We start from the raw sequence: 24,607 nt of genomic DNA, 5'->3' as shown, positions 1-24,607 counted from the left end.
AGGCGGGTCGTCGACCCTGTGGCATTGGGGTACTGAGTCAAACAGCTGGAACGGTCACACGATGCGTCGGCTGGTAAGCAACTCCACGGGGGACTGCCTCACAACCGCCGACAACCCCGGCCAGAACTCAGTCTGGCTGAGCCCCTGTGGAGGTGACCGCTCCGGACAGTTCTGGACTGCGGATAGCTCTCGGATACAGAACCAGAATGCGAACTTCCTATGGGCAGATGATTACGGCCTGCTCTACTCGATGGCAGGACCTCTTGTGGATATCTGGAAGGGATCTCACGACTGATCGGCATAGCGGCACTACAGGCAATGCATTCGCCCGTAAGCCCTCGACTGGCACGCCCGAACCGCCAACACCCCGATAAATAAGGAATGACGCTAAGACATCCTCAGCGAGCCCTTTCATCCTGTGTCCTCGGATTGAAAGAGCCTGCTGAACGGGGTGATGACGTGACAGAGCCCCTCGCCACCGGGGTGGTGATCCCACTCATCACACGGCGACCGAGGGGCTCTGATTTCCGTTTCCTTCCAGGCTCGACGCGCCTTACGAGCTGGTGAAGCCCATCTTGTGGCTCATCTAGATGCGAAGCATGAACTGCACTCTCGTCTGGTGCAAGTTGAGCTGTTTTCAAGCAGGCTCCGACGGGGGTTCCATAGGCGGTTCAACTCCCAGCCAGAAAAACTCTTCCACGATGATCTGCGGGTCTGCGATGCGGGGTACGAACGTGTACTTGAGCCAGCCGTGCTCATCGTCGAAGAGGAGCAGACGAGCACCCTTCGGATCACTGGATCGGACCGGCATGATCTGCGTTCCATCAGGAAGGCAGGCATCCGTCTCGATACCTCGGAAATAAGGGTCCTTCGCCGTGACCAGTGCGACCCGTGCGGCCAGGACGATCTCACGAACGTGGGCGGGCACTGCCTCGAAGGCTGAGCGGGCGTCAAGCGTCCAGTCCATCTGCCAGGGCGGCCCCATAAACCCGTCGGTCACTCGCCCGGCTCCAGTTTTTGCACACGATGGCGAATCTTCGATGCCTCTTCGAGAAGGGCCCTGGCTTCGGCGCCGTCGGTGGACTCCGAGGCCCGGATTTCGAGATCGTGCACGTGCGCGTCCAACTTGGGATCGCGGGCGAGGGCGTACTCACCCCACCAGAGGGCCATGAACGCCGGCACAGGAGGGAGATTGAAGGTGTCGGCGCTCGAAGCGATCGCCCTTTTCCAGTGCCTGTCGAAGTCGGGGAGCAGTTCGGGGGCATGCTCGGCGATGGCCGCGCGAAGCGCCTTCGGCGTCCGCTCCGGCATAGGCGGGATGACCTGGTCGTTCTCCGTGGCGTGAGCGGTCATGACCGTTGCCCTCCTTCGACGCTTCGTGTCTACGACCATAGCCGCCTCGAACTTCGTGGATCAGTCGTTCGTGTCGTTGTCACAAGATCCAGCGTGAAGCGGGCGAAGCCTCGAACATCAGGACTTCGGGCATATATCACCCAGACGTGTGTGGGCCTCCGTTTCCCTTGACCGCCGCGACGAAACGGGACCAGGAGGGGCCGGAGAAGAGCAGCGTACGGGCGGCCGGGAGCTTGCTGTCCCGGACGGGGACTATGCCGGGGTGGCCGTCGGCGACCTCCACGCAGTTGTTGTCTCCCCCGTCGCTGTAGCTCGACTTGCGCCACACGGCGTTGCTGAGGTCGGGGGTGTGGGTCATGGTCCGTGCTCCTCCAGTAGGTCCCTGATGAACGCGAGCGAGTCCGGCGGGGACAGTGCCAGGTCGCGGAGCCGATCGTAGGACAGTCGCTCTCGCAGGATTTCGTCCGGATCTTCGAACAACCAACCCTTGCTGTTGCCTTCGGTGTAGGCGACAGCGCTTCCGTCCCGCTGCCAGAGCAGCGTCAATGACCCGCTCATATGGTGATGCGCCCCCGCAGAGAAGGGGAGTACCTGGAGCGTCACGTTGGGCCACAGCGCGGCGGCCTCAAGATGACGCAATTGGTCCTGCCAGGTCTCGCCCTGGGCGGCAGGACGCCGGAACGCGAACTCGTCCACGATGACGCGGACTTCGGGCTGAGGCTTCTGCCTCAGCAGGTACTGCCGACCAAGACGCGCGGCCACCTGTTCCTCGACCGACTCGTCTCCGGCTGCCGTTGCCAGCGCCCCGGACAACACGTCACGAGCGAAGTCCTCGGTCTGGAGAAGTCCAGGAATGCCCGGCGAGAACTTCCACATGACCCGCGCCGTCGCCTCCAGCCCCATGAACTCCCTGTACTGGTCCTTGAACGCGTCCAGCCGAGCCACTCTCCAATGGCTGACCAGCAGGTCGCCCGTGCCGTAGTACCCGTCCAAGTCCTCCATGACCGTCACCTTGGACAGCCGTTCCCCGGACTCCAGCCGGCTCAGCTAACTCTTGTCGTACCCCGTCTCGGCAGCCAGTTGCCCGAGCGACTTCCCGGCCTTGTCCCGCAGCACTTTCAACGTCTGCCCCAGCACGGCCCGCCCGGAAACCGGCCCCGCGTCAGTCTGTTCGCCCACGTCACCCCTCCCCGTTGCCCGGAGCCGCCGTCAACGCCGGGCCTCTTCCGCAGCGTACGGGGCAGCAGTGACGATCAGTACACGAACAGTGATCCCCACACCCCAAAGGATCCCCGGCATGCGCCTCCTCCCCTGGACCAACCTCGACGGCCACCCCTGCTACCTCAGCGCCGACGACCACCGGAGCAGCCTCTCCCTCCTCGCGGACGGCGTCGAGGTGGCTCAACTCGCTTCGGGCAAGGACGTGCTGGCCGGGGCCCGGGCCGTTCTCGCCGACGCGAAGGCGGGTGAGTTCGCCGTACGGTCGGCCCTGACACGGGCAACCGAGTCCTTGGAGGACGTGATCCGCATCGCGGTCAGCCGGGGCGGGCGCCTGCTGGAGCGTGACGGGTGAGGACCGCCGGAGGCTCAGTGGAAGCCGAGCATTCCCGGGGAGCCGATGTCGACCGTGAGAATGCCTGGCGGGTAGGCGTCCTCCTGGCCGGTCAGGATGATCGACATGCCGCCGGTCTCCAGGTGGGGTTCCGCGACGTACAGGGCGTGACAGACATCGGGGCCGCCCCACCCCTCGCGGTACATCGCGCCGACCGTGGCCGCCGCTGCCTGGCCGAGCGGGTCGACCATGACACCGGCGAGACGGAGGACGTCGCCGACAGCGCCCTTCTCCTTCGCTTCGGCGTGCATGAGGCACAGCGCGGGGATGTGCAGCCAGTCTCCGGGCGTGTTGGCGACGTTGTTGGCCAGAAGATGGAGGGCCCGGTGCCCTCGCGTCATCGCGAGGACGGCGGTCGCGTCGAGGATGATCACGAAGCCTTGCCCCGCTGCGCGTGCATCTTCTCGGCCGCCATCGCGTAGATGTTGGCCAGCACGTCGGGCCCCTGGTCGAACTCCTCGTCGGTGAGGGTGCAGCCCATCCGCTCACGCAGAACCTGGCGGGTGGCCGCTACCCGTTCGGCGATCTGCGCAGCCGTGAGCTGCTGGGCGGCAAGATCCTCAACGAGCTGCCCCAGCGTGAGACCCCGCTCCTTGGCGACTTGGGCAAGGTGGTCCCGGGCCTGGCGGGACACTTGGATCGTCGTGTTGTCTGCCATATTCACACCATGATCCCGCCACGGCGCCATGGTCTCAATACCAAGCAGCTTCACCCGATGGTGTTCACACCGCCTCACACTCACTCGCGCTTCGGCCCGGTGATCGCCTCCCCGATCACCAACCCCTTGGCGGGCCCCTCGGGAACGGTGACCTCGGTGCCGTAGGGGACCCTGTGGATGTCCTCCCAGTCGGCCTTGTCGGGGCGGGGGCCGGTGAAAAGAGGGTGACGGCGCCCTGGCCGTCGTAGTCGTCGATGATCACGTACACGGGGATGCCGGCGCGGGCGTACTCACGGCGCTTGCGGACGCGGTCGCGGTCCAGACTGCGCTTCCCAGGAGAGGCGACCTCGAAGACGACCCGTACAGCCGCAGCCGTCAGGCCCAGCCCGTCGTCCGTCACGTAGCGCTCGGGGTCCTTGGCGACGACGAACAGGTCAGGCACCCAAGCGCGGTTCTCATGGATGACGTTCGTGTCGTTCCGGGCGGCGAAATCCCCGTCTTTGAGGAACTCAGCCAACGTCTCCCTCAACATGAAGACGATCTGGCCGTGCGAGTAGCGGCGGGTGGGCGACACCTCGATGGCTCCCTCGATGATCTCAGGGCGGTAGCCCTCGGGGAGTTCCATGGCCTTCCACGCCTGCCACAGGACCTGGTCCAGGGCGGGTCGGTTCGAGAACTCGGGTGCGAGAGCAGTCAAGGCGACACCTCCTCCGCGAGGGTGGGCTGTTCACGGTAGGTAAAGCACCGCGAGTGATCAGGGGAATCGACTACAGCTACCCGTTCGAGCGAGGACGAGCCAGACGCCCGCTGCCTCCTGACGCCTCAGGAAGCGGCCTTATCCTCTCCCCAGTCGCGCACCCGTTCGGTGCGCCTGGGGAGGGGCGCGGTTCGTGGACGAGGGTGGAGTCGGGCGGGAGTACCGGAGGCGGCGCAGGCCGCCCCTCGCGTACCTCCTCCTGCCGGGGCTGCTGATGGTGAACGCGTTCATCCAGACCAGCCGGGTCTCCCACGACGGGGACGGGGGCGGCAGCGGGTTCCGGTGGGGGCCACCGGCCTTCGCGCTGCTGATGGCCCTGACGATCGCGCGGATCGCGCTGGAGCAGTTCCGGGCACGCACCAGGGTCACGGCCGCCGGGATCACCGCGCGGGGCCCGCTGCGTACGCGGACCTGGGCCTGGTCGGAGGTGTACGACATCCGGGTGGAGCAGGCCCCGCGCGGTTCCGGGCGGGCGGCCCCGCAGTGGCTCACCTACCTGTACGACTTCGAGGGCCGCCGCTTCCTGCTGTGGCACCTCAACGACTGGCAGCTGGACGACCCGTACGCCGAGGTCGCCGAGTTGTGCCTGGCCGCGGCCCCGCACCGCAGCCTCACCTGGGAGCGCCGTCCGGACGTCGAGGAGCGGATCCAGCGGGGGGTGACGCGCCGCAGAGCGGGGACATGGGGGGCATACGGCGGGATCGCGGTCTTCGTGCTCATGGTCGTGGTCGACATCTGGCGGGTCGCCGTGGGGCGCCCGGACCACCCGTTCCTGCTCATGGTGTGTGTGCCCATGACCTCGGGCGTCGCCCTCGCCGTCGTACTGGACCGGTACTGGAGCACCCGGCCGCCGCGCTCCCCGGCCCGGCAGCCGTAGCCCATCCACATCCCACCCCCAGCCCCGTCACAGCCCCTCGTCACACGTTTGTCGGATGGCGAGGAAGATTCTGCTGGCCGACGACGACGCGGCCGTGAGGGATGGGATCGGCCGGCTGCTCAGGTTCGAGGGGTACGAGACGCTCCTCGCCGGGGACGGCAGAGTGGCCCTCGATCTCCTCGGGGCTCCGGGGAACGCGCCCGACCTGGTGCTGATGGATGTGGAGATGCCGGGGCTCGACGGGCTGGCGGCCACCCGGCGGATCCGGGCCTCCGGGTCCACCGTGCCGATTCTGATGATCACGGGTCGGAACGCGGTGGGGGACCGCATCGTCGCCCTGGACAACGGGGCCGACGGCTATCTGGCCAAGCCCTTCGCCAACGAGGAACTCCTCGCGCGGGTGCGGGCGTTGCTGCGGCGCAGCCTGCGGCGGGAGCCGGAGGCGGACCCGCCCGGGGACCGGCTCCTCGGCTTCGACGACGTGGCGATGGATCTGCGGACCCGGGCCGTGCACCGCGGGGAGCGGGCCGTCGATCTGACCAGGACCGAGTACTCGCTGCTGGAGTTCCTGCTGCGGCATCCGGGGCGGGTGCTCAGCCGGGAGCGGATCCTGCGGGACGTCTGGGGGTTCGAGTTCGAGCCGTCGTCCAACACGCTGGACGTCTACATCATGTACCTGCGGCGGAAACTGGAGAGCCGCGGCGAACCGCGGCTCATCCACACCGTGCGCGGGATGGGGTACACCCTGCGGGCGGTTCCCGCCGGCTGAGCTACCACCTGAGGATCATCGTCTCGTCCGGGACCGGCGCCGCCGACTCCGCCGCGACGGCCTCGGGGAGCGGGTGGGCCAGGGTCGCGTACGCGCCCTCGCGGGCGAGGAGTTCGGCGTGGGTGCCGGCCTCCACCAGGCGGCCGCGGTCGACGACCAGGATGCGGTCGGCGTCGGGGGCGAGGGTGAGGTCGTGCGTGATCATGATGGTCGTACGGCCTGCCATGAGCTTGCGCAGGGGGGCGACGACCTGGCGGGCGGCGATCGCGTCCAGGCCGGCCGTCGGCTCGTCGAGGACGAGGACCGGGGCGGCGCGGAGCATCGCGCGGGCGATGGCGATGCGCTGCAGCTGGCCTCCGGAGAGGGCGGCGGTGCCGGGGGCGATGTGGGTGTCGTAGCCCTCGGGCAGGGCGGTGATGAAGTCGTGGGCGGCGGCGTCGCGGGCGGCCTGTTCGATCTCGGTGTCCGTCGCGCCGGGGCGGCCGCACTCGATGTTCTCGCGGACCGTGCCGTTGAGGATCAGCGTCTGCTGCGGGAGCAGGGCGACGTTCTCGCGGAGGAACTCCAGGGGGAGGTCGCCGAGCGGGACGCCGTCCAGGCAGATCACGCCGGCCGAGGGGTCGTAGAAGCGGGTGAGGAGCTTGGAGAGGGTGGACTTGCCGGCGCCGCTCTTGCCGGTGACCAGGACCAGTTCGCCGGGGCCGGCCGCGAAGTCGACGTCGCGGAGGGAGGCGCGGGGGGACTCGGGGTAGCGGAAGGAGACGTTGTGGAAGCTGACCCAGCCGCGGACGGGCCAGGGGCCGACCGGGCTGGCCGGGTCGGTGACGGCGGGTTCGGCGTCCAGGATCTCGCTGATGCGCTCCGCGCCCGCGGTGGCCGCGGTGAGGGTGAGGCCGAGCTGGCCGAGGTTGCGGATCGGCGGGTAGAGGTAGCCGAGGAAGGCGGCGAAGGCGAGGAGCTGGCCGAGGGTCATGCGGTCGGCGGAGATCTCCCACACTCCGAGACCGATGACGGCCAGGACGCACACGGTTTCCACGACCTCGACGAACTGCGCGTACATCTCGCTGAGGCGGGCGCCGCGCACGCTCGCCCGCATCCAGGCACGGGCTTCTACGTCGAGGCGCTTCTCCTCGTCCCGGCGGCGGTTGTAGGCCTGGGTGAGGACGACGTTGCCGAGGGACTCCTCGACCACGGAGGTGATCGCGCCGTCGGCGACCCGTTCGTCCTGCGAGGCGGTCCTGATCCGGCCGGAGAAGCGGCGGGCGGCGAACAGGAAGAGGGGCGCGAGGACGAAGGTGACCACGGCCAGGTCCCAGCGCAGCCAGAACGCGGCGGCCGCGTAGAAGACGGCGGAGAAGGCGGCGGCGACGGTGCCGACGACACCCGACACCACCATCTGCTCGATGGCCTCGACGTCACCGGTGAGGCGTTCCACCAGGTCGCCCTGGCGGTGCTTCTGGAAGAAGTGCGGGGGCAGGTCCTGGACGTGCCGGAAGACCTTGGCGCGCAGCCGCAGGACGAATCTCTCGGCGGTCCAGGTGGCCAGTGAGTTGCCGAGGTAGCCGACGAACGCGCCCAGCGCGGCGACCAGCAGCCAGGCGCCGGCCGGGCCCCAGAAGGCGGAGAGCGAACCGGCCTCCAGGGCGTTGTCGGTGAGGTTCGCGAACAGCAGGATCGCGGCGGTCTCGGCGAGCGCGGACACCACCACGCACCCGATGATCACCCACAGCCACTTGCGGTCGCCGCGGGTCAGCGGCCAGAAGCGGCGGAAGGCCACGCGTGCTTCTCTCATGGTCGACAACTCCCTTCAGAGGATCGGTAGGGCCAACAGGGGGTGGACATGGCCGAGGCGGGGCCACCGGTGCGACCACGCGTAACCGGTGACCCCGCCTCGCTACGTGCTGCTGCCTCAGCCGTTGTCGACGGGGCGGCGCTTCGGGGCCGGCTTCTTCGGCGCGGGCTTCTTCGGGGCCGGGGCCGGCTTGTGGTTCTTCTTGACGGGGACGATCTTGTGGAAGCTCATGGTGCTGTTCCTCTCGGTAGCGGCTTCTGCCGGACGCTCTGTCCTGGTTCTGCAACAGTTCTTTTACCGCTCTGCTGCAATGACCTGTGAATTAATTTGAATTACGTCTGTAAATTCTTTGTCAGCGCTCGTCGCCGACCGGGCGGCGCTTCGGGGCCGGCTTCTTCGGCGCGGGCTTCTTCGGGGCCGGAGCGGGCTTGTGGTTCTTCTTGACGGGGACGATCTTGTGGAAGCTCATGGTGTTTCCCTCCTTGATGCTGGTGACTTACCGGTGGCCGACAGGGCGCTTGGGCTGGGGCTTCTTGCAGTCCTTCTTCTTGGCCGCCGGCTTCGGGGCGGGCTTCTCGGCCTTCTTCACCGGGACGATCTTGTGGAAGCTCATGATCTTCTCCTTCGGTCCATTTCGTTCTGTCGTCCGCGCCGTTCGCTTTCGACATGGAAAACATTACGTGATCCGCGAGCCGAAGAAAGCCATTTTCACTAAGACATGGATGAATTACAGCTGAGACATATTTTCAGGAGCAACGAGGAACCAAACCCCACCTCACACAGGTTTTATAAAACAGAACGGGCCCGGTGCGCGCGGCTGCGCGTACCGGGCCCGTACAGGAGGGCGGGGGGGCCGGGGGCTACTGCACGATCGTGATCCGGTTCGTGGCCGGAGGCGCGAGCGGGGCGGTGGCCGAGGAGTTGGCGGTGAGGTACTCCGCCAGGGCCGTCAGGTCGTCGGTGCCGACCAGGTCGCCGGTGCCCAGGCCGAGGGTGGTGAAGCCGTCGCCGCCGCCCGCGAGGAAGGAGTTGGTGGCGATGCGGTAGGTGGCGGCCGGGTCGACGGCCTGGCCGTCGAGGCGGATGGAGTCGGTGACGACCCGGTCCGCGCCGGTCTTGGTGAGGTCCAGGGTGTAGGTGAGGTTCTTCGACGGCTGCAGGATCTTCGGGGCGGCCGCGTTGGAGCCGCTCACCTGCTCCTTGAGCACCTGGATCAGCTGGGCGCCGGTGAAGTCCTGGAGGTTCACGGTGTTGGCGAACGGCTGGACCGTGAAGCCCTCGGCATAGGTGACGACGCCGTCGCCCTCGGCGCCCTTGGCCGCGTAGGTGAGGCCGGCCCGCACCCCGCCCGGGTTCATCAGCGCGAGGTCGGTCTCCGGGTCCAGCTCCTTGCCGTACGCGAACTGGGCGTCGGCGATCAGGTCGCCCATCGCGGACTCGGTGCCGGTGTTGTTGACGTCGGCGGAGATGTAGCCGATGGCGCGGTTGCCGATCGGGGCGGCGAGGGTGTTCCACTTGCTGATCAGCTCGGTCAGGTCGGGCGCCTTGGCGACGTCCCGGGTGACCACGTGGTTCGCGGACTGCACGGCCGTACGCGCGATGTCGCCGGTACGGCGGTCGTACGTGAGGGTGGTGTCCGTGTAGAGGCGCCCGAAGGAGGCGGCCGAGGTGACCATGCGCGGGTTGCCCGCCGGGTCGTCGATCGTGCAGACGTACGCGGTGTGGGTGTGGCCGGTGACGAGCGCGTCCACGGCCGGGGTCACGTTCTTCGCGATGTCGACGATCGGGCCGGAGATGCCGTCACCGGCGCCCGGCGAGTCGCAGTCGTAGTTGTACGACGACGAGCTCGGGAAACCGCCCTCGTGGACCAGCGCCACGATCGACTGGACGCCCTGGCGCTGCAGCACCTTGGCGTACTTGTTGATGGTCTCGACCTCGTCCTTGAAGGCCAGGCCCTTGACGCCGTCCGCGGAGACGATGTTCGGCGTGCCCTCCAGGGTGACGCCGATGAACCCGATCTTGACGTCCTTCTTCTGCCAGACCCAGTACGGCTTGAGGATCGGCTTGTCCGTCTTCTCGTCGAGGACGTTGGCGGCCAGGTAGGGGAAGTCGGCGCCCTTGAACTTCTTGTCCGTGTAGCAGCCGTCGGTGGGGTGGCAGCCGCCGTTCTGCAGGCGCGCGAGCTCCTTGGCGCCCTCGTCGAACTCGTGGTTGCCGACCGTCGTCACGTCCAGGTCGAGCTTGTTGAGCGCCTCGATGGTCGGCTCGTCGTGGAAGAGCCCGGAGATGAGCGGGGAGGCGCCGACCATGTCGCCGCCGGCGGCGGTGATGGAGTACGGGTTGCCCTTGCGGGCCTCGCGCAGATGCGTGGCCAGGTACTCGACCCCGCCCGCGTCGATCGTCCTGGTCGTCCCGTCGGCCTGGAGTTCGGTGACCCGTCCGGAGGAGCCGGACGGCGGTTCCAGGTTGCCGTGCAGGTCGTTGAAGGAGAGCAGCTGGACGTCCTGGTAGCGGTCGGGCCGGTGGTGCCCGTGCCCCTTGCCGGAGTGCGCGTCGGCGGGCAGCGCGCTCGCCAGGGCCGCGACGGTGGCGAGCCCGGCGGCCGACGCGAGCAGTGCGTACGTACGGCGTCTGGACGGTCTGGACTTCGCTTGCATGGAGCCCCCCTGTGGGTCAGCTGAGAAGTGGGCCGATCCGGCGCAGCCTAGGGTCAACGCGCGTAGCGCAACAGGGGTTTCATGGTTAATTCCTGGTTGCTCATTGCCCTGTCCTTTACCTTCCCCCTTGCCCCCACTTTGCCGGTGCGGCCCCGTACCCTCGTACGCATGACCAGCGACGACACCGCACGGCCGCCCATGTACTCCCGCTCCATCGACACCTACTCCGCGCTCACCCCGGACCAGGCCGGGGCCGTGCTGGAGCTGCTGGCGGAGGCCGCCCGGGCCGACGGCCAGCAGCCGGTGTCCGAGCAGGGCCGCCTCCAGCTGAGCGGGGGTGCCCGGGAGGGCGTCTCCCACCTGCTCCTCACCGTCGGCGACGAACTCGTGGGCTACGCCCAGCTGGAGGACACCGACCCGGTGGAGGCGCCGGCCGCCGAACTGGTCGTCCACCCGGCCCACCGGGGTCACGGGCACGGCCGGGCGCTGGGCAACGCGCTGCTGGGCGCGTCCGGGAAGCGGCTGCGGGTGTGGGCGCACGGCGGGCACTCGGCGGCCCGTCATCTGGCCCAGGTGCTCGGCCTCACCCTGTTCCGTGAACTGCGCCAGATGCGCCGCTCGTTGACGGACCTTGACCTGCCGGACCCGAAGCTGCCGGAGGGTGTGACGGTCCGTACGTTCGTCTCCGGCCAGGACGACACGGCCTGGCTCGCCCTGAACGCGGCCGCCTTCGCCCACCACCCCGAACAGGGCTCCCTCGCCCAGCGCGACCTCGACGACCGCAAGGCCCAGCCCTGGTTCGACGCCGCCGGCTTCTTCCTGGCCGACCGCGGCGGCGACCTGCTCGGCTTCCACTGGACGAAGGTCCACGAGGAGGAGCGGCTGGGCGAGGTCTACGTCCTCGGCGTCTCCCCCACCGCCCAGGGCGGCGGCCTCGGCAAGTCCCTCACCACGATCGGCCTGCGCCACCTGGCCGAACGCGGCCTACCGACGGCGATGCTGTACGTCGACGCGGACAACACGGCGGCCGTCGCGGTCTACGAACGGCTCGGGTTCGTCACCCACGAGACGGACCTGATGTACCGGACGGAGACCTGAGACCGGGGCGTCACCGAGACCGGGGCGTCAGCCCGGGGAGGGCAGGGGGCGTCAGGCGTCCGTGCAGTCGTCCGCGCCCTTCGGGACCTTCACGCCGAGCAGCCGGGCCGCTTCGGCCGTCGTCGTCGACGACGAGGTCAGTTCCGGCCAGTGGGACTTCACGCGGGCGGCGATCTCGTCGTGCGGTTCCCGGAAGAGTTCCCGTACGACCTGGGTCTGCTGGGCGGTGACGCCCATGCTGCCGCCGTCCGAGGTGAGGACCGCGGCCGGGCCGGCGAGGCTGTCGTCGATGCGGAGGTGGCGGAAGGTGTCCGCCGGGGTGGGGTCGGTGGCCAGGGCCAGCCAGATCGTCGTCACCACCCGGGCGTCGCACATCGACTGCGCGTCGTGCTCGCTGCCCGCCACCAGGACCCGGGCGACGCCGACCGCGAACTCGGGGACCCGGTTGCCGCCCCACTGGGTGCCGACCGTGACGGTGTCGCGGGCGGAACTCGCCGGCAGCGTCGCGTCCGTGGTCAGGTCGGTGATCTCCTCGATGCGCTGGCGGACGGTCAGCCGGGTCGTCGCCGCGTCGCCGCCCGCCTCGGCCCGCACCCGGCGGACCGTGCCCGCCCAGTCGGCCGTCCAGCCCGTCCAGTCGGGGTACGCGCAGTAGCGGGAGCCGTCGCGCTCCACACAGGTCTGGAACTTCCCCGGGTGGTCCGCCTCGGCCTTGCGCTGGGCCTGGAGCGAGGCGGACGTGCCCGGGGTCTGGCCGTTCACGCCGAGGACCGTCGCGGCCAGGGCCACCGCGGCCACCGCCTGGAGCGTGCGCGTCCGGCCGCCGGCCACCATGACCGCGACGCTCGCCGCCAGCACCGTCAGCCCCGTCAGGTACAGCGCGTGCCAGCCCGCCGGGCGGCCCAGCAGCTCGCCCGGGACCGGGGTGCCGCCGTTCTCCGGCACCGTCGGCCAGAGCCACTGGACACCGTGCGCGCCGCGGGTGACACCGCCCAGGAGGGCGACGGCGATCGCCACGCCGACCAGGAACAGCAGCGGCACGGCCGGGTACGGCAGCACCCGGGCCAGCAGCACGCCGACCGCCCCGGCGAGCAGGACCGTCAGCGGGGCGACGGCGAGTTCGGCGAGCGAGCCGTGCCCGGCCGCGCCCGACCGCAGCGCCGACCAGCCGAACTGGACGCCCACCACCAGGGCCACCCCGGCGGCGAACGGCACCACCGACAGGAGGTGGGCCAGCGTGCGCCGGGGCGCCGGCATGACCAGCACCGACAGCTGCTCCTCGACGCCGCGCCGCCGGTTCAGCAGCGCGGCCCGGTTCACGCACGCCAGCAGGGCGATGCAGAGCAGCAACGGGCCGCCCTGGGTGGCCCGGTCGGCGTCGTGCAGGACCGGGTAGGCGTCCATGCCCTCGTCCCGGCCGAACAACTCGTACCCGGTGTAGACGAGGTAGAGGAGGCCGAAGAACACCACCGGTATCTGCAGCGCCAGTTGGCGCGCCTCGAAGACCGCGAGGGCCAGCACGGACGCGGTACGGCGGCCGGAATCGGGCGCCACCGGCGTCTGCGGTGCGTCCGGTGTCCCCGGCTTCACGAGTGTCGTCGTCATGCCGCCGCCACCTCCGCGGTCTCCTCGTCGAGGACCAGCAGGTAGCCGTCCTCCAGGGTCGGTTCGAGCAGGTCGGCGCCGGCCGGCGGGTCGCCGACGTTGCGGAAGGCGCCGGTGCCGGTGCGCCAGCCCGCCCGGGCGCCCGGGGCGCGTTCCGTACTGCTCCACACCCGGCCGTCCGCCTGTGCGGTCAGCTCGGCGGGGGTGCCCTCGAAGCGGACCCGGCCGCCCGCGAGGACGATCACGTGGTGGCAGAGCATCGCCACGTCCTCCGTCTGGTGGGTGGAGAGGAGAACCGTGCGGCCCTCCCCCGCCTGCGCGATCAACTCCCGGAAGCGCATGCGCTGTTCGGGGTCGAGATGGACGGTCGGCTCGTCCAGGACCAGGAAGCCGGGGTCGCCGACGAGGGCCGCCGCCAGGGCGACCCGCTGGCGCATCCCGCCGGACAGCCGCTTGATGCGCCGGCCGCGTACGTCCGCGAGCCCCACCAGGTCCAGGATCCGGCGCACCTCGCGGTGGCGTTCGGCGCGGCCGGTCAGCTCCTTGAGGACGGCCACGTAGTCGACGAACTCGAAGGCCGTGAAGTCCGGGTGGAAGCCGGGGGTCTGGGGCAGGTAGCCGAGCGTGCGGCGGACGGCCAGCCGGCCGGCGGGGGCCGCGGGGTCCTCGCCGCGCACCGTGAAGCCGCCGGAGTCCGGCGGTACGGCTGTGGCCAGGACCTTCAGCAGGGTCGTCTTCCCGGCGCCGTTCGGGCCGAGCAGGCCCGTCACGCCGTCCGTCAGCCGCAGGGAGACGCCGTCCAGGGCCCGGATGGAGCCGTAGCGCACGGTGAGCCCGGCGGCGGAGACAGTGGTGGTCAACTCGATCTCCAGAAAGGGTCGGTGAAGGTCAGTAGGGCTTGGCGTCGAAGCGGTCGCGGGCCTGGTGCAGCAGGAAGGTCGCCAGCGCGGCCAGCGCCGCGGCCACCGACTGCCCGGCCGCCGTGAAGGCCGCGGGGGTGTCGGAGGGGTGCGTGGCGGCCACCGCCATCAGCAGCGTCCAGGCGCCGCCGACCAGCCCGGGGCCGAGCAGCGGGCCCAGCCGGGCGGAGAGCGCCAGCCCGGCCGCGGTGAGTGCGAGGGCCGGCAGCAGCCAGGCGAAGGAGAGCAGGCCGTAGCCCGGCAGGGCCAGCGCGGCCAGGGTGTTGAGGCCGAGCGAGGCGGTCAGCGCGGCCACCGTACGGATCATCAGCAGCCGGAAGCCGTGCGTCGGGGCGACCGCGGCGATCTCGTAGGTGGGATCGAGGGCCGGTCCGTAGGACACCGCCACCGCGGCCAGCGGCAGCAGCGGGGCCAGGGCCAGGAACAGCGCCGGGGCGTCCACCACGCGGACCACGAGGACCATCGCGAACAGCACGAACGCGACCGAGGCCAGCCAGGACCGGCGCAGCACCGGGGTGGCGGTGAGCAGCCGTGCGGTGTGCTCGGCGACACCGAGCCGGGCCAGCGCGCGTTCCTCGAACCTGGGGCGCGGGGCGTCGAGTTCGGCGTCCAGCCGCTCCCAGCCGGCGTCCAGCGCGACCGGGTCGGAGACGGCCGCGAGCACCGCCCGGCAGTCGGCGCAGGAGCCGACGTGGGTGTCGGCGGACCAGAGCAGCGGCGCCGCCAGCTCGCCGCGCGCGTACGCCCGTAGATCCTCCTCGGCGACGTGCCAGCCGCTCCTCGGAGCTTCGGTGTCCGTCATGCCAACTCCTCCCGCAGCTGCTTGCGCGCCCGCATCGCGCGTGTCTTGACCGTCCCCGGCGGGATGCCGAGCAGCACCGCCGCCTCCCGGGTGGTCAGCCCGTCGATCACCGTCGCCTGCAGCACCGCCCGCAGTTCGGGCGAGAGCCGGACCAGGGCCCCGGCGAGGTCCCCGTGCTCCACCCCCGCGAGCACGCGTTCCTCCGCCGAGGCCTCGTCCCGGTGCCGCAGCCGGGCCAGCGCCTGCCGCAGCCGGCCCCGGGCCCCGTCGCCGCGCAGCGCGTCGACGAGCCGCCGCGACCCGATCCGCCAGAGCCATCCGGCGGCGTCGGCGTCCTCGTGGTAACGGGCGGTTCCCCGCCACACCGCGAGGAACGTCTCCTGTACGACGTCGTCGACGACCGCGGGATCCGCGCACCGGCCGCGCAGCCGCGCGGTCAGCCACGGCGCGTACCGCCGGTACAGCTCCTCGAAGGCGCGCCGGTCCGCGTCCGCCGCGATGGCCCGCAGCAGCTCTCCGTCGCTTCTCGTTCCGCTCACGTCTCCTCATCGCACGAGCCCGGCCGATCGGTTCACGGATCCCGGGTTGACTTTCGGACACCCCTTCCACCACCCTTTCACTACTCAATTAGTGAAAGGGTGGTTGTACGGGTGGTCGAGTACCGCATCGACCGGCGCTCCGGCGTCGCCACCTACGTCCAGATCGTCCAGCAGACCAAGCAGGCCCTGCGCCTGGGGCACCTGCGGCCGGGAGACAAGCTGCCCACCGCCCGTGAGGTGGTGGAGGCCACCGCCATCAACCCCAACACCGTCCTCAAGGCCTACCGGGAGCTGGAGCGCGAGGGCCTGGTCGAGGCCCGGCGCGGTCTCGGCACCTTCGTGAAGCGCTCGCTCGGCACCGCCCCGGCCGCCGAGTCGCCGCTCCCCGGCGAGCTGGACGCCTGGGCCGACCGGGCCCGCGCGGCCGGCCTCGACCGCGAGGACATGGCCGCGCTCTTCACCGCCGTACTGGAAAAGCACTTTCAGGGAGACAACTGATGACCGACACCGCGATAGCGGCGTCCGCGCTCGGCAAGCGGTTCGGCCGGCGCGGAGGCTGGGCGCTGCGCGACTGCGCCTTCCGGCTGCCCGCCGGGCGGGTGTGCGCCGTCGTCGGCCCCAACGGGGCGGGCAAGTCCACGCTCCTCGCCCTCGCCGCCGGTCTGCTGGGCGCCACCGAGGGCGAGCTGACCGTCCTCGGCACCACCCCGGCCGGGGCCCGCACCCGGGTCGGCTACGTCGCCCAGGACAAGCCGCTCTACCCGCAGCTCACCGTCGCCGAGACGCTGCGGATGGGCGCCGACCTCAACCCCGGGCACTGGGACGCGGCCGCCGCCGAACAGGTCGTGTCCGGCGGGGACCTGGACCCGAAATCCCGGATCCGGGCCCTCTCCGGCGGCCAGCGCACCCGGGTGGCGCTCGCCCTCGCCCTCGGCAAGCGGCCCGAACTGCTGCTCCTGGACGAGCCGATGGCCGACCTGGACCCGCTGGCCCGGCACGAGCTGATGGGCACGCTGATGGTGCAGGCGGCCCAGCACGGCACCACCATCGCGATGTCCTCGCACGTGGTCGCCGAACTGGAGGAGTCCTGCGACCATCTGCTGCTGATCGGCGGCGGCCGGGTCCGGCTGGCCGGCGAGATCGACGAGCTGCTCGCCGCCCACACCCGGGTCGGTGCCGACGCCGACGCCGACCTCGCCCCGCACACCGTCGTGGAGTCCCGGGCCACCGGCCGTCAGCTCAGCGCCCTGATCCGCCCGGCGGGCCCGCTCCCCGGCGACTGGCGCACCACCGCCCCCTCCCTGGAGGAGCTGGTCCTCGCCCACCTCCGCAACCCCGCCGCCCCGGCCCTGACCACGACCGAGGAGACCGTCGCGTGAGCGCCCTGCCCGCACCCACGGCCGGGCCGCACCTGGCCCGCTGGCTACTGCGCCTGCACCGCCCCGCGCTGTACGCCTGGACGGCCCTCGTCGTCCTCACCGCCACCCTGCTGTTCCTGCTGCACGGCCCGCTGGCCGACGCGGCGGCCGACGGCTGGCGGCAGTACAACAGCTGCGGGTTCAGCGCCAAGTGCTCGTACGACCAGAGCGCGATCCTGCGCTACAAGGACTGGTACAACTACACCACCCTCGCCGCGGCCGTGGTGCCCTTCCTGACCGCCGCCTGGGCGGGCGGCGCGCTGCTCGGCAGGGAGCTGGAGTCCGGCACCGCCCGGCTGTCCTGGGCCCAGTCCAGCACCCCGGTCCGCTGGCTCACCGTGCGGCTGGCCCTCCCGGCCGCCGTCGTCGGGGCGGGGACGGGTCTGCTGGCCTGGCTGCACCGGCTGGCCTGGACCGCGGGCCGAGGCCGTATCCACAGCGCCAAGGAGTGGTACGACGTCGGGACCTTCCACACCGGCGGCCCCATCCTCGTCGCCCTGTCCCTGGCCGGGCTCGCGGCGGGCGCGCTGGCGGGGCTGCTGCTGCGGCGGACGCTGCCCGCGCTCGGCCTCGGCCTGCTGCTGACGGCCGTGCTCTGGGGCCTGACCCTGCTGGCGCTGCCCCATCTGTGGCCGACGCTGGGCCGCAGCGGGCACGGCTTTGTCGCAGCGCCCTCCGGCTCCTGGACGGTGAGCCAGGGCGGGAACGCGGCTCGGTACCATGTCACATACCACCCGTACGCCCACTACTGGCCGCTCCAGCTGACCGCCACGGCCCTCCTCCTCACCGTCACGGCCCTGCTGACCCTCGCCTGCTTCCTCACCCTGCGCCGCCTGACCGGAAAGGCGGCCGCCCGATGAGCGCCCTGACCGCGCCCCGGGGCGGGCTGCCGCGGACGGTGCTGCGGCTGCACCGGCCCGCCCTGCTGACCTGGACCGTGTTCGTCGCGGCGCTGTGCGGCTGGCTGGTCCTGCTGACCGAGGTGGTCGCGGACCGGGCACGCGCGGCGGAGGCCCGGACCTGCGTCACGGACGTCTGCGGCCCGGTGTCCCTGCTCGACTCCTTCGACCTCCAGCTGTCCTGGGCCGGCACCCTGGTCTGCTACGGCTTCCTGGCCGTCGCCGCCTTCACGGGCGGCGCCCTGATCGGCCGGGAACTGGAGTCGGGCACCGCCGAGCTGGCGTGGACGCAGGGCGTCTCCCCGGCCCGCTGGCTGACCGCCAAGCTCGCGCTGCCCGCCCTGGCGGTCACCGCCGGGGGCACGGCCCTGACGCTGGTGTTCCGCCGGACCTGGGCCGCCGACCCGGACCTGGTCGGCGAGCACTGGTTCGACGCCTACGCGTTCGTGGCCCGCGGCCCGCTGGTGGTGGCCTACGGCCTCTGCGCGCTCGCCGTCGGTTCCCTCACCGCACTGCTGCTGCGCCGCACCCTGCCCTCGCTCGCGGTCGCGACCGGCACGATGTGGCTGCTCAACGCCGTGCTGACGTACTACCGCGGACAGCTGTGGCCCACGCTGCACCGCACCGCGCCCCGCTCCTTCGACCTCCCCGACGGCGCCTGGGAGGTGACCGGGGGCCGGACCGCCCACGGCTACTTCGCCACCTACCACCCCGCCTCCCACTACTGGCCCCTCCACCTCACCGAGACCGCGATCGTCACCGCCGTCGCCGCGCTCGCCGTCCTCCTCTCCTTCCGTCTCCTCAAGCACCGCACGGAGTCCCCCGTATGACCGCGACCCCCACCGCGCCGCCGGCGGCCTCGGCCCGCCGCTCCCTGCGCCGGCTGCACCGCCCCGCGCTGCTCGTGTGGGCCGGGTTCGTGCTGCTGGTGACGGGCTGGCTGCTCTGGCTGCACCTCTCGGAGCTGCCGGCCGAGCGGCTCTGCCGGGGCTTCTCCTACTCCGCCGAGGGCTACCTCCCCGCCTGTCACTACTCGGCGTTCACCGACGCCGACAACGTCTTCAACTTCCTCGGCGAGGTCCTCAGCTACTCCTGTGTCGCCGTCGCCGCCTGGGCGGGCGGCGCGCTGGTCGGCCGGGAGCTGGAGTCGGGCACCGCCAAGCTGGCCTGGACCCAGTCCGTCTCCCCGGCGCGCTGGCTGGCCGGGAAGCTGACCGCGGCCGCCCTGCCGCTGGCCGCCGGAGGCGGGCTGCTGGCGCTGCTCTTCGGCTGGGTGTGGAGTGCCGACCGGGAGTCGCTGGTCAGCGACTGGACGTGGGACCGCGTCTTCATCCCGCGCGGCCCGCTGCTGCCCGCCCTGCTGCTGCTCGGCCTCGCCGTCGGCGCCCTCGCCGGGATCGCCCTGCGCCGCACCCTGCCCGCGCTGGCCGTCGCCGCCGCCGTGACCCTCGTCGTACGGCTGTATCTGCGCACGGCGTGGAAGCCGCTGCGCGGCCCGCTGCACGGCTTCTGGGCCGTTCATCTCAGCGCCACCGCGATGGTGCTCGTCCTTGCCGCGGCGGCGGTCACCGGCGCGTTCCTCCTCTTGCGCCGGCGGGCCCGCTGAGGGACCGTCCGACCCGTGCGTCCCCCCGTCGGCGCAAGGACGTACGGGATCCGTGGGAAGGTCGTACAGGAACGTCGCTTTCGTGATCCCCGAGGCCGCCACGGCCTGATCACAGACGTCCGCGAGCCTCCCCCCGCTATCCCACACGCCATGTCTTCGTAACCAATGGTTCAGACGGACTTGCGACGCTCAGCCAATGAAGCCCGCCGTGCCAGAGCCTTCGCCTCCCCCTGAGGGGTTCGCGGGAAACGGGGTCGTCCAGCTCCCACCCGCACGTTCCGACGCGCCTGTCACGCCCCGGGCGCGGAAGAATGGGGTCATGAGTCAGCAGAACGCCCAGGCAGCCGAGGTTCAGCACGCCCAGCCCTCCGTGGGCTCCATAGCCGCGCACCGTCCGCACACGGTCGCCGCGGCGGTGTCCGACCTGGAACCCGACATCGATGCCGATCTCGACGCCTACGAGGAGTCGCAGATCGACGGGGTCCAGCTGCCCCAGGGGCGCTTCCTCGACCGGGAGCGCAGCTGGCTCGCGTTCAACGAGCGGGTGCTGGAGCTCGCCGAGGACCCGAACACCCCCCTGCTGGAGCGGGCGAACTTCCTGGCGATCTTCGCGAGCAACCTCGACGAGTTCTTCATGGTCCGGGTGGCAGGACTGAAGCGCCGTATCGCCACCGGTGTGGCCACGCGCTCCGCCTCCGGGCTGCAGCCGCGCGAGGTGCTGGAGATGATCTGGGCCCGCTCCCGTGAGCTGATGGCCCGGCACGCCGCCTGCTACCACGAGGACGTCGCCCCCGCGCTCGCGGAAGAAGGCGTCCACCTGGTCCGCTGGGCCGAGCTGACCGAGAAGGAACAGGCCCGGCTCTTCACGCTCTTCCGGCACCAGATCTTCCCGGTCCTGACCCCGCTGGCGGTCGACCCGGCGCACCCCTTCCCGTACATCTCGGGCCTCTCCCTGAACCTGGCCGTGGTCGTCCGCAACCCGGTCAGCGGTCACAAGCACTTCGCCCGGGTCAAGGTGCCGCCGTCGCTGTCCCGCTTCCTGGAGAGCTCCCCGGGCCGGTACGTCCCCATCGAGGACGTCATCGGCGCCCACCTGGAGGAGCTGTTCCCCGGCATGGAGGTGGTGGAGCACCACGCCTTCCGCCTCACCCGGAACGAGGACCTGGAGGTCGAGGAGGACGACGCCGAGAACCTGCTCCAGGCCCTGGAGAAGGAGCTCATGCGGCGCCGCTTCGGGCCGCCGGTGCGCCTGGAGGTCGAGGAGTCCATCGACCGCGACGTCCTGGACCTGCTGGTCCGCGAACTGAAGGTCAACGAGGCCGAGGTCTACCCACTGCCCGGCCCGCTCGACCTGACCGGACTGTTCCGCATCTCCGGCCTCGACCGGCCGGAGCTGAAGTACCGCAAGTTCATCGCCGGCACCCACCGCGACCTCGCCGAGGTGGAGTCCGCCTCCGCGCCCGACATCTTCGCCGCGCTGCGCGAGCGGGACGTGCTGCTGCACCACCCGTACGACAGCTTCTCCACCTCCGTGCAGGCCTTCGTCGAGCAGGCCGCCGAGGACCCGGACGTCCTCGCGATCAAGCAGACCCTGTACCGGACCTCCGGCGACTCCCCGATCGTCAACGCGCTCATCGACGCCGCCGAGGCCGGCAAGCAGGTCCTCGTCCTGGTCGAGATCAAGGCCCGCTTCGACGAGCACGCGAACATCAAGTGGGCCAAGCGCCTGGAAGAGGCCGGCTGCCACGTCGTCTACGGCCTGGTCGGCCTCAAGACGCACTGCAAGCTGTCCCTGGTGGTCCGCCAGGAGGGCGAGACGCTCCGCCGCTACAGCCACGTCGGCACCGGCAACTACCACCCGAAGACGGCGCGCCTGTACGAGGACCTCGGTCTGCTCACCGCCGACCCGCAGGTGGGCGCCGACCTGTCCGACCTGTTCAACCGCCTCTCCGGCTACTCCCGCCGGGAGACGTACCGCCGCCTGCTGGTGGCCCCCAAGTCGCTGCGCGACGGACTGATCGCGCGGATCAACAAGGAAGTACAGCACCACAAGGCCGGACGCCCCGCGTTCGTCCGCATCAAGGTCAACTCGATGGTCGACGAGGCGATCATCGACGCGCTGTACCGCGCGTCCATGGCGGGCGTCCCGGTCGACATCTGGGTGCGCGGCATCTGCGCCATCCGTCCGGGCGTCACCGGCCTGTCGGAGAACATCCGGGTCCGCTCGGTCCTCGGCCGCTTCCTGGAACACTCCCGGGTCTTCGCCTTCGGCAACGGCGGCGAGCCCGAGGTCTGGATCGGCAGCGCCGACATGATGCACCGCAACCTCGACCGCCGGATAGAGGCCCTGGTCCGGGTCACCGACCCGGCTCATCGCGCAGCCCTCAACCGGTTCCTCGAAAGCGGCATGTCCGACTCCACCTCCTCCTGGCACCTGGGCCCGGACGGCGAATGGACCCGGCACGCGACCGACGCCGACGGACAGCCCCTGCGCAACATCCAGGAGACGCTCATAGACGCCCGGAGGCGCCGGCGTGGCACAGCAACACCTTGAACCGACGGACCCGACGGCCCGGGCCGTGACCGGGGACGCCCTCGCGGGCTACCTGCGCGCCCAGGCCACGGAGTTCCTCCGCGCGCTGCGCCTGCACCGGGAGACCGGGACGGCGAGCACGGCGGAGGAGTCCGTCGACGCGGCCCGCGCACTGCGCCGTTCGGCCCGGCGCATCAGCGGCAGCCTGCACACCTTCCGTCCCCTCCTGGAGACCGACTGGTCGGAGGAGATCCGCCCCGAACTGGCCTGGCTCTCCGGCACCTTGGGCCTTGAACACGCCTACGAGGCCCGGCTGGAGCGCCTGTTGCTGGCGCTGCACCGCCTCTCCGGCTCAACGGCCCTGCCCAGCCAGGCCACTTCGGAGGGCGCGGCGGCCGAGCGCGGCAACCTGACCGTGGGCGCGGCCAAGGCGGGCGCCCTGCTGGACCGCCAGCTCACCCTGGCCCGCACCCGCGCCCACTCCACGGCGCTGCAGGCCCTCGGCTCCTCCCGCTTCCACGCGGTCGCCGACAAGGTCGCGGTGCTGGCCAGCGAGGTCCCGCTGACGGCCGCGGCCCCCGGCACCGACCTGCGCCCGCCGGCGGCGGCGGCCGAGGAGCGCCTCACCGACGCCATCACGGCCCTCCCCCTGGTCACCGCGGGCCACCCCTACAACGCCGAGGCGCTGGTCCACGGCCTCTCCCCGGACCCCTCCCCGCACCCCCAGGACGGCCCCTGGCACCAGGTCCGCCTCCTCCTGCGGCTGCACCGCTACGCCCGCGAGGTGCTGCTGGCCGGCGAGGACGCCCCCGTGGACGTCCGTCTCCTCGCCGCCGGCCAGGCCCTGAACCGGCACCGCGACGCCTCCGAAGCGGCGGCGGCCGCCGCGTCCGCGGCCCGCACCCCCCGGATCGCCCCGGCGACCGCCTACGCCCTCGGCGTCCTCCACGCCGACCAGCGGCACGAGGTCGAGGCGGCCCGCTTCGCCTTCCAGCAGGCCTGGCAGAAGCAGCCGCTGGGGGCCGTGTGAACGACACCCCGGTGCTGGCGGCGGGCTGCGTCCTGTGGCGCCGCTCACCGGTCGACGGCGGCCTTGAGGTCTGCCTCGTCCACCGCCCCAAGTACGACGACTGGTCCCACCCGAAGGGCAAACTCAAGCGCGACGAGGACGCGGCCACGGGAGCGCTGCGCGAGGTCGAGGAGGAGACCGGCTACACGGCCGCCCTCGGCAGCGAGCTCTCCACGGCCCACTACTACGCCAACGACCGCCCCAAGGAAGTCCGTTACTGGGCCGGCGAGGCGGGCGAGGGCCACTTCACCCCCAACCACGAGGTGGACCGCATCCTCTGGCTCCGCCCACCGGAGGCCCGGCAGCGACTCACACAGCCGAGGGACGCCGAGCTGGTGAACGAACTACTGACCTCACTGCACAACGCTCCATAAGCGGTGCCCTTTTAGGGCGCGCCCGACGGCCCATCCCAGCCGACGCGAGGACAGCGCCCCGTAAGGGGCGCGGGGAACTGCGCGACAAGCCCCCACCGGCCCGCAGCCGACGTACGACGTCAGCACACCCCGGTCACATGCCCCTCCGCATCCGTACGCGCCAGGCTTCGAGCCCTGCGCGCCGGCCCCCGCCACCCGCACGTGCACCGGGCGAAACAGAACCGCCCCTGCTCCACCGTGCCCGTGTTGTGTTCCGCCCCCGGCAGGGCCCGCCCGGAACCGTCCTCCTGCGCCACGCCGACAACGTTACCGACCCTCAGTAAAGGGCCGGTATGCGTGACGGCCCCACCCACCCCTCGTTAAGCGGAACGACAGGGGGCCCGTGACGGACGTACCGGGGGTAGGCAGGCGATGGATCGGCGGCAGCACAGGCGCGCTGGAAAGACGGCCGTCACCGTGGGACTCGTGGTCGGACTCGGCGCGGGCGCCACCGGCTGCGGCGGCGCCACGGCGGAGGGCGCCGGCGGCAACCCCGGTGACCAGACGGTCACCCTTCTGACGCGCGCGGCGGACACCCTGCGGAGCACCCGCACCTCCAAGGCGACGACCTCGATGGAGATGGCCACCGGCGGCACCCGGGTCACCATCCGCGGCAAGGGCGTATACGACTACGACAAGCAGCTCGGCAAGCTCACGGTCGTGCTCCCGCAGGACCCCGCCGGCACCCCCGAGCACCGCCCGATCACCGAACTCCTCGCACCGGGCGCGCTGTTCATGAAGAACCGGGGCGCCGGGGTGCCCGCCGACAAATGGGTCCGCGTGGACACCGCCGCCCTCTCCGACGGCAACCTGGTCACCGGCGGCGCGACCGACCCGTACGCGGCGGCCGAACTGCTGCGCGGCACCCGCACGGCGACCTACGTGGGGAAGACCGAGCTCGCCGGCACCGAGGTCCGGCACTACCGGGGCACCGCCGACCTGGCGGCCGCCGCCCGCTCGGCCTCCGCCGGCAACCGGGCCTCACTGGCCGCCGCGGCGAAAGGGTTCGCCACGGCCGAGGTCCCGTTCGACGCCTACCTCGACGACCAGGGCCGGATCCGCAAGCTGCGCGAGCGGTTCAGCTTCGTCAACGACAGCCGGCAGGGCACCGTGGCGGTCGCGTCGACGACGCTGCTGTACGACTTCGGCACTCCCGTGGCCGTAGAGTTGCCGCGTCCCCGGGACATCTACGCGGGCCGGATCGCCGAAAACCAGCCAGCGCACTAGTCC

General features: G+C 71.2%; 27 protein-coding genes. 13 read left to right on the top strand and 14 right to left on the bottom strand.

What is annotated here, in order from left to right; genetic code table 11:
• Positions 1-637 precede the first annotated feature (637 nt).
• The 5 genes from ACIPSJ_RS27970 to ACIPSJ_RS27950 all read right to left on the bottom strand — a co-directional run bounded on the left by ACIPSJ_RS27970 (position 638) and on the right by ACIPSJ_RS27950 (position 2,532).
• Positions 638-1,000: a hypothetical protein gene (locus tag ACIPSJ_RS27970; RefSeq protein WP_401350198.1), complete on the bottom strand. Its 363-nt coding sequence runs from the start codon at positions 998-1,000 to the stop codon at positions 638-640.
• Positions 997-1,353 carry a DUF6247 family protein gene (locus ACIPSJ_RS27965; RefSeq protein ID WP_359207810.1) on the bottom strand — a complete coding sequence of 119 codons (357 nt, stop codon included), beginning with the start codon at positions 1,351-1,353 and terminating at the stop codon, positions 997-999. Before ACIPSJ_RS27965 ends, ACIPSJ_RS27970 begins: the two co-directional genes overlap by 4 nt.
• 136 nt (positions 1,354-1,489) lie before the next feature.
• Positions 1,490-1,711 carry a DUF397 domain-containing protein gene (locus ACIPSJ_RS27960; RefSeq protein ID WP_401350196.1) on the bottom strand — a complete coding sequence of 74 codons (222 nt, stop codon included), beginning with the start codon at positions 1,709-1,711 and terminating at the stop codon, positions 1,490-1,492.
• Complete coding sequence (locus tag ACIPSJ_RS27955; protein ID WP_401350194.1) at positions 1,708-2,355, bottom strand: DUF5753 domain-containing protein; 648 nt, start codon at positions 2,353-2,355, stop codon at positions 1,708-1,710. Before ACIPSJ_RS27955 ends, ACIPSJ_RS27960 begins: the two co-directional genes overlap by 4 nt.
• Before the next feature lie 45 nt (positions 2,356-2,400).
• Positions 2,401-2,532: a helix-turn-helix domain-containing protein gene (locus tag ACIPSJ_RS27950; protein ID WP_401350192.1), complete on the bottom strand. Its 132-nt coding sequence runs from the start codon at positions 2,530-2,532 to the stop codon at positions 2,401-2,403.
• 118 nt (positions 2,533-2,650) lie between these two features.
• On the opposite strand from ACIPSJ_RS27950, the gene ACIPSJ_RS27945 reads away from it, so the two are divergent.
• Positions 2,651-2,926 carry a hypothetical protein gene (locus tag ACIPSJ_RS27945; RefSeq protein ID WP_401350190.1) on the top strand — a complete coding sequence of 92 codons (276 nt, stop codon included), beginning with the start codon at positions 2,651-2,653 and terminating at the stop codon, positions 2,924-2,926.
• 14 nt (positions 2,927-2,940) lie between these two features.
• On the opposite strand, the gene ACIPSJ_RS27940 is transcribed toward ACIPSJ_RS27945, so the two are convergent.
• The 3 genes from ACIPSJ_RS27940 to ACIPSJ_RS27930 form a co-directional block, all read right to left on the bottom strand.
• Positions 2,941-3,339, bottom strand: a complete 399-nt coding sequence (locus tag ACIPSJ_RS27940; RefSeq protein WP_401350188.1) for a hypothetical protein — start codon at positions 3,337-3,339, stop codon at positions 2,941-2,943.
• Positions 3,336-3,623 carry a hypothetical protein gene (locus tag ACIPSJ_RS27935; RefSeq protein WP_401350186.1) on the bottom strand — a complete coding sequence of 96 codons (288 nt, stop codon included), beginning with the start codon at positions 3,621-3,623 and terminating at the stop codon, positions 3,336-3,338. Before ACIPSJ_RS27935 ends, ACIPSJ_RS27940 begins: the two co-directional genes overlap by 4 nt.
• 115 nt (positions 3,624-3,738) lie before the next feature.
• Positions 3,739-4,248: a Uma2 family endonuclease gene (locus ACIPSJ_RS27930; RefSeq protein ID WP_401350184.1), complete on the bottom strand. Its 510-nt coding sequence runs from the start codon at positions 4,246-4,248 to the stop codon at positions 3,739-3,741.
• A 265-nt stretch (positions 4,249-4,513) separates the two neighbouring features.
• On the opposite strand from ACIPSJ_RS27930, the gene ACIPSJ_RS27925 reads away from it, so the two are divergent.
• A complete protein-coding gene (locus ACIPSJ_RS27925) occupies positions 4,514-5,257 on the top strand; it encodes a PH domain-containing protein (protein WP_401350182.1) in 744 nt (247 codons plus the stop codon).
• 55 nt (positions 5,258-5,312) lie between these two features.
• A complete protein-coding gene (locus ACIPSJ_RS27920; protein WP_401350180.1) occupies positions 5,313-6,026 on the top strand; it encodes a response regulator transcription factor in 714 nt (237 codons plus the stop codon).
• A gap of 1 nt (position 6,027) precedes the next feature.
• On the opposite strand, the gene ACIPSJ_RS27915 is transcribed toward ACIPSJ_RS27920, so the two are convergent.
• Both ACIPSJ_RS27915 and ACIPSJ_RS27910 read right to left on the bottom strand, forming a co-directional pair.
• The gene (locus tag ACIPSJ_RS27915; RefSeq protein WP_401350178.1) at positions 6,028-7,818 is read right to left on the bottom strand and encodes an ABC transporter ATP-binding protein; all 1,791 of its coding nucleotides are present in this window, start codon (positions 7,816-7,818) and stop codon (positions 6,028-6,030) included.
• An 860-nt stretch (positions 7,819-8,678) separates the two neighbouring features.
• Complete coding sequence (locus tag ACIPSJ_RS27910) at positions 8,679-10,475, bottom strand: bifunctional metallophosphatase/5'-nucleotidase (protein WP_359207834.1); 1,797 nt, start codon at positions 10,473-10,475, stop codon at positions 8,679-8,681.
• 168 nt (positions 10,476-10,643) lie between these two features.
• Here ACIPSJ_RS27910 and mshD point away from each other — a divergent pair, with 168 nt between their 5' ends.
• Positions 10,644-11,573 (top strand): mycothiol synthase, encoded by a 930-nt coding sequence (mshD, locus tag ACIPSJ_RS27905; RefSeq protein WP_359207837.1) that lies wholly within the window; start codon positions 10,644-10,646, stop codon positions 11,571-11,573.
• Positions 11,574-11,624: 51 nt separating this feature from the next.
• Here mshD and ACIPSJ_RS27900 read toward each other — a convergent pair whose 3' ends face one another.
• The 4 genes from ACIPSJ_RS27900 to ACIPSJ_RS27885 are packed head-to-tail and all read right to left on the bottom strand — an operon-like array spanning position 11,625 to position 15,439.
• On the bottom strand, positions 11,625-13,178 hold the full coding sequence (locus ACIPSJ_RS27900) for an ABC transporter permease (protein WP_401350176.1): 1,554 nt from the start codon (positions 13,176-13,178) through the stop codon (positions 11,625-11,627).
• Positions 13,175-14,038, bottom strand: a complete 864-nt coding sequence (locus ACIPSJ_RS27895; protein WP_401350174.1) for an ABC transporter ATP-binding protein — start codon at positions 14,036-14,038, stop codon at positions 13,175-13,177. The genes ACIPSJ_RS27900 and ACIPSJ_RS27895 overlap by 4 nt, the downstream gene beginning before the upstream one ends.
• A gap of 28 nt (positions 14,039-14,066) precedes the next feature.
• Positions 14,067-14,900: a zf-HC2 domain-containing protein gene (locus ACIPSJ_RS27890; protein ID WP_401350172.1), complete on the bottom strand. Its 834-nt coding sequence runs from the start codon at positions 14,898-14,900 to the stop codon at positions 14,067-14,069.
• Entirely contained in the window at positions 14,897-15,439 is a 543-nt protein-coding gene (locus tag ACIPSJ_RS27885; protein WP_355724359.1) for an RNA polymerase sigma factor, read from the bottom strand. The genes ACIPSJ_RS27890 and ACIPSJ_RS27885 overlap by 4 nt, the downstream gene beginning before the upstream one ends.
• A 111-nt stretch (positions 15,440-15,550) precedes the next feature.
• Between ACIPSJ_RS27885 and ACIPSJ_RS27880 the strand changes: the two genes are divergently transcribed.
• From ACIPSJ_RS27880 to ACIPSJ_RS27840, 9 genes are all read left to right on the top strand, one after another.
• Positions 15,551-15,937, top strand: coding sequence for a GntR family transcriptional regulator (locus ACIPSJ_RS27880; protein WP_401350171.1), 387 nt, complete (start codon positions 15,551-15,553; stop codon positions 15,935-15,937).
• A complete protein-coding gene (locus tag ACIPSJ_RS27875; protein WP_401350170.1) occupies positions 15,937-16,818 on the top strand; it encodes an ABC transporter ATP-binding protein in 882 nt (293 codons plus the stop codon). Before ACIPSJ_RS27880 ends, ACIPSJ_RS27875 begins: the two co-directional genes overlap by 1 nt.
• The gene (locus tag ACIPSJ_RS27870; RefSeq protein ID WP_401350169.1) at positions 16,815-17,717 is read left to right on the top strand and encodes an ABC transporter permease; all 903 of its coding nucleotides are present in this window, start codon (positions 16,815-16,817) and stop codon (positions 17,715-17,717) included. Before ACIPSJ_RS27875 ends, ACIPSJ_RS27870 begins: the two co-directional genes overlap by 4 nt.
• Complete coding sequence (locus tag ACIPSJ_RS27865) at positions 17,714-18,586, top strand: hypothetical protein (protein ID WP_401350167.1); 873 nt, start codon at positions 17,714-17,716, stop codon at positions 18,584-18,586. Before ACIPSJ_RS27870 ends, ACIPSJ_RS27865 begins: the two co-directional genes overlap by 4 nt.
• A complete protein-coding gene (locus ACIPSJ_RS27860) occupies positions 18,583-19,362 on the top strand; it encodes a hypothetical protein (protein WP_401350165.1) in 780 nt (259 codons plus the stop codon). The genes ACIPSJ_RS27865 and ACIPSJ_RS27860 overlap by 4 nt, the downstream gene beginning before the upstream one ends.
• Positions 19,363-19,558: 196 nt before the next feature.
• On the top strand, positions 19,559-21,916 hold the full coding sequence (locus ACIPSJ_RS27855; RefSeq protein ID WP_359207866.1) for an RNA degradosome polyphosphate kinase: 2,358 nt from the start codon (positions 19,559-19,561) through the stop codon (positions 21,914-21,916).
• Positions 21,897-22,925 (top strand): CHAD domain-containing protein, encoded by a 1,029-nt coding sequence (locus ACIPSJ_RS27850; RefSeq protein WP_359207869.1) that lies wholly within the window; start codon positions 21,897-21,899, stop codon positions 22,923-22,925. The genes ACIPSJ_RS27855 and ACIPSJ_RS27850 overlap by 20 nt, the downstream gene beginning before the upstream one ends.
• Positions 22,922-23,338: an NUDIX hydrolase gene (locus ACIPSJ_RS27845; RefSeq protein ID WP_401350162.1), complete on the top strand. Its 417-nt coding sequence runs from the start codon at positions 22,922-22,924 to the stop codon at positions 23,336-23,338. The genes ACIPSJ_RS27850 and ACIPSJ_RS27845 overlap by 4 nt, the downstream gene beginning before the upstream one ends.
• Positions 23,339-23,749: 411 nt before the next feature.
• Complete coding sequence (locus ACIPSJ_RS27840; protein WP_359207875.1) at positions 23,750-24,604, top strand: hypothetical protein; 855 nt, start codon at positions 23,750-23,752, stop codon at positions 24,602-24,604.
• The last annotated feature ends 3 nt before the right edge of the window (positions 24,605-24,607 follow it).

Source organism: Streptomyces sp. NPDC090088, from assembly GCF_044747345.1.
Lineage (GTDB): Bacteria > Actinomycetota > Actinomycetes > Streptomycetales > Streptomycetaceae > Streptomyces.
This window is presented reverse-complemented; position numbering and strand designations above follow the sequence as displayed.

Coding starts and splice junctions, on each gene's coding strand:
- ACIPSJ_RS27965 (WP_359207810.1), bottom strand. CDS start 1,353: ATGACCGCTCACGCCACGGAGAACGACCAGGTCATCCCGCCTATGCCG.
- ACIPSJ_RS27960 (WP_401350196.1), bottom strand. CDS start 1,711: ATGACCCACACCCCCGACCTCAGCAACGCCGTGTGGCGCAAGTCGAGC.
- ACIPSJ_RS27955 (WP_401350194.1), bottom strand. CDS start 2,355: ATGGAGGACTTGGACGGGTACTACGGCACGGGCGACCTGCTGGTCAGC.
- ACIPSJ_RS27945 (WP_401350190.1), top strand. CDS start 2,651: ATGCGCCTCCTCCCCTGGACCAACCTCGACGGCCACCCCTGCTACCTC.
- ACIPSJ_RS27935 (WP_401350186.1), bottom strand. CDS start 3,623: ATGGCAGACAACACGACGATCCAAGTGTCCCGCCAGGCCCGGGACCAC.
- ACIPSJ_RS27930 (WP_401350184.1), bottom strand. CDS start 4,248: ATGGAACTCCCCGAGGGCTACCGCCCTGAGATCATCGAGGGAGCCATC.
- ACIPSJ_RS27920 (WP_401350180.1), top strand. CDS start 5,313: ATGGCGAGGAAGATTCTGCTGGCCGACGACGACGCGGCCGTGAGGGAT.
- ACIPSJ_RS27915 (WP_401350178.1), bottom strand. CDS start 7,818: ATGAGAGAAGCACGCGTGGCCTTCCGCCGCTTCTGGCCGCTGACCCGC.
- ACIPSJ_RS27910 (WP_359207834.1), bottom strand. CDS start 10,475: ATGCAAGCGAAGTCCAGACCGTCCAGACGCCGTACGTACGCACTGCTC.
- mshD (WP_359207837.1), top strand. CDS start 10,644: ATGACCAGCGACGACACCGCACGGCCGCCCATGTACTCCCGCTCCATC.
- ACIPSJ_RS27900 (WP_401350176.1), bottom strand. CDS start 13,178: ATGACGACGACACTCGTGAAGCCGGGGACACCGGACGCACCGCAGACG.
- ACIPSJ_RS27890 (WP_401350172.1), bottom strand. CDS start 14,900: ATGACGGACACCGAAGCTCCGAGGAGCGGCTGGCACGTCGCCGAGGAG.
- ACIPSJ_RS27875 (WP_401350170.1), top strand. CDS start 15,937: ATGACCGACACCGCGATAGCGGCGTCCGCGCTCGGCAAGCGGTTCGGC.
- ACIPSJ_RS27865 (WP_401350167.1), top strand. CDS start 17,714: ATGAGCGCCCTGACCGCGCCCCGGGGCGGGCTGCCGCGGACGGTGCTG.
- ACIPSJ_RS27860 (WP_401350165.1), top strand. CDS start 18,583: ATGACCGCGACCCCCACCGCGCCGCCGGCGGCCTCGGCCCGCCGCTCC.
- ACIPSJ_RS27855 (WP_359207866.1), top strand. CDS start 19,559: ATGAAGCCCGCCGTGCCAGAGCCTTCGCCTCCCCCTGAGGGGTTCGCG.
- ACIPSJ_RS27840 (WP_359207875.1), top strand. CDS start 23,750: ATGGATCGGCGGCAGCACAGGCGCGCTGGAAAGACGGCCGTCACCGTG.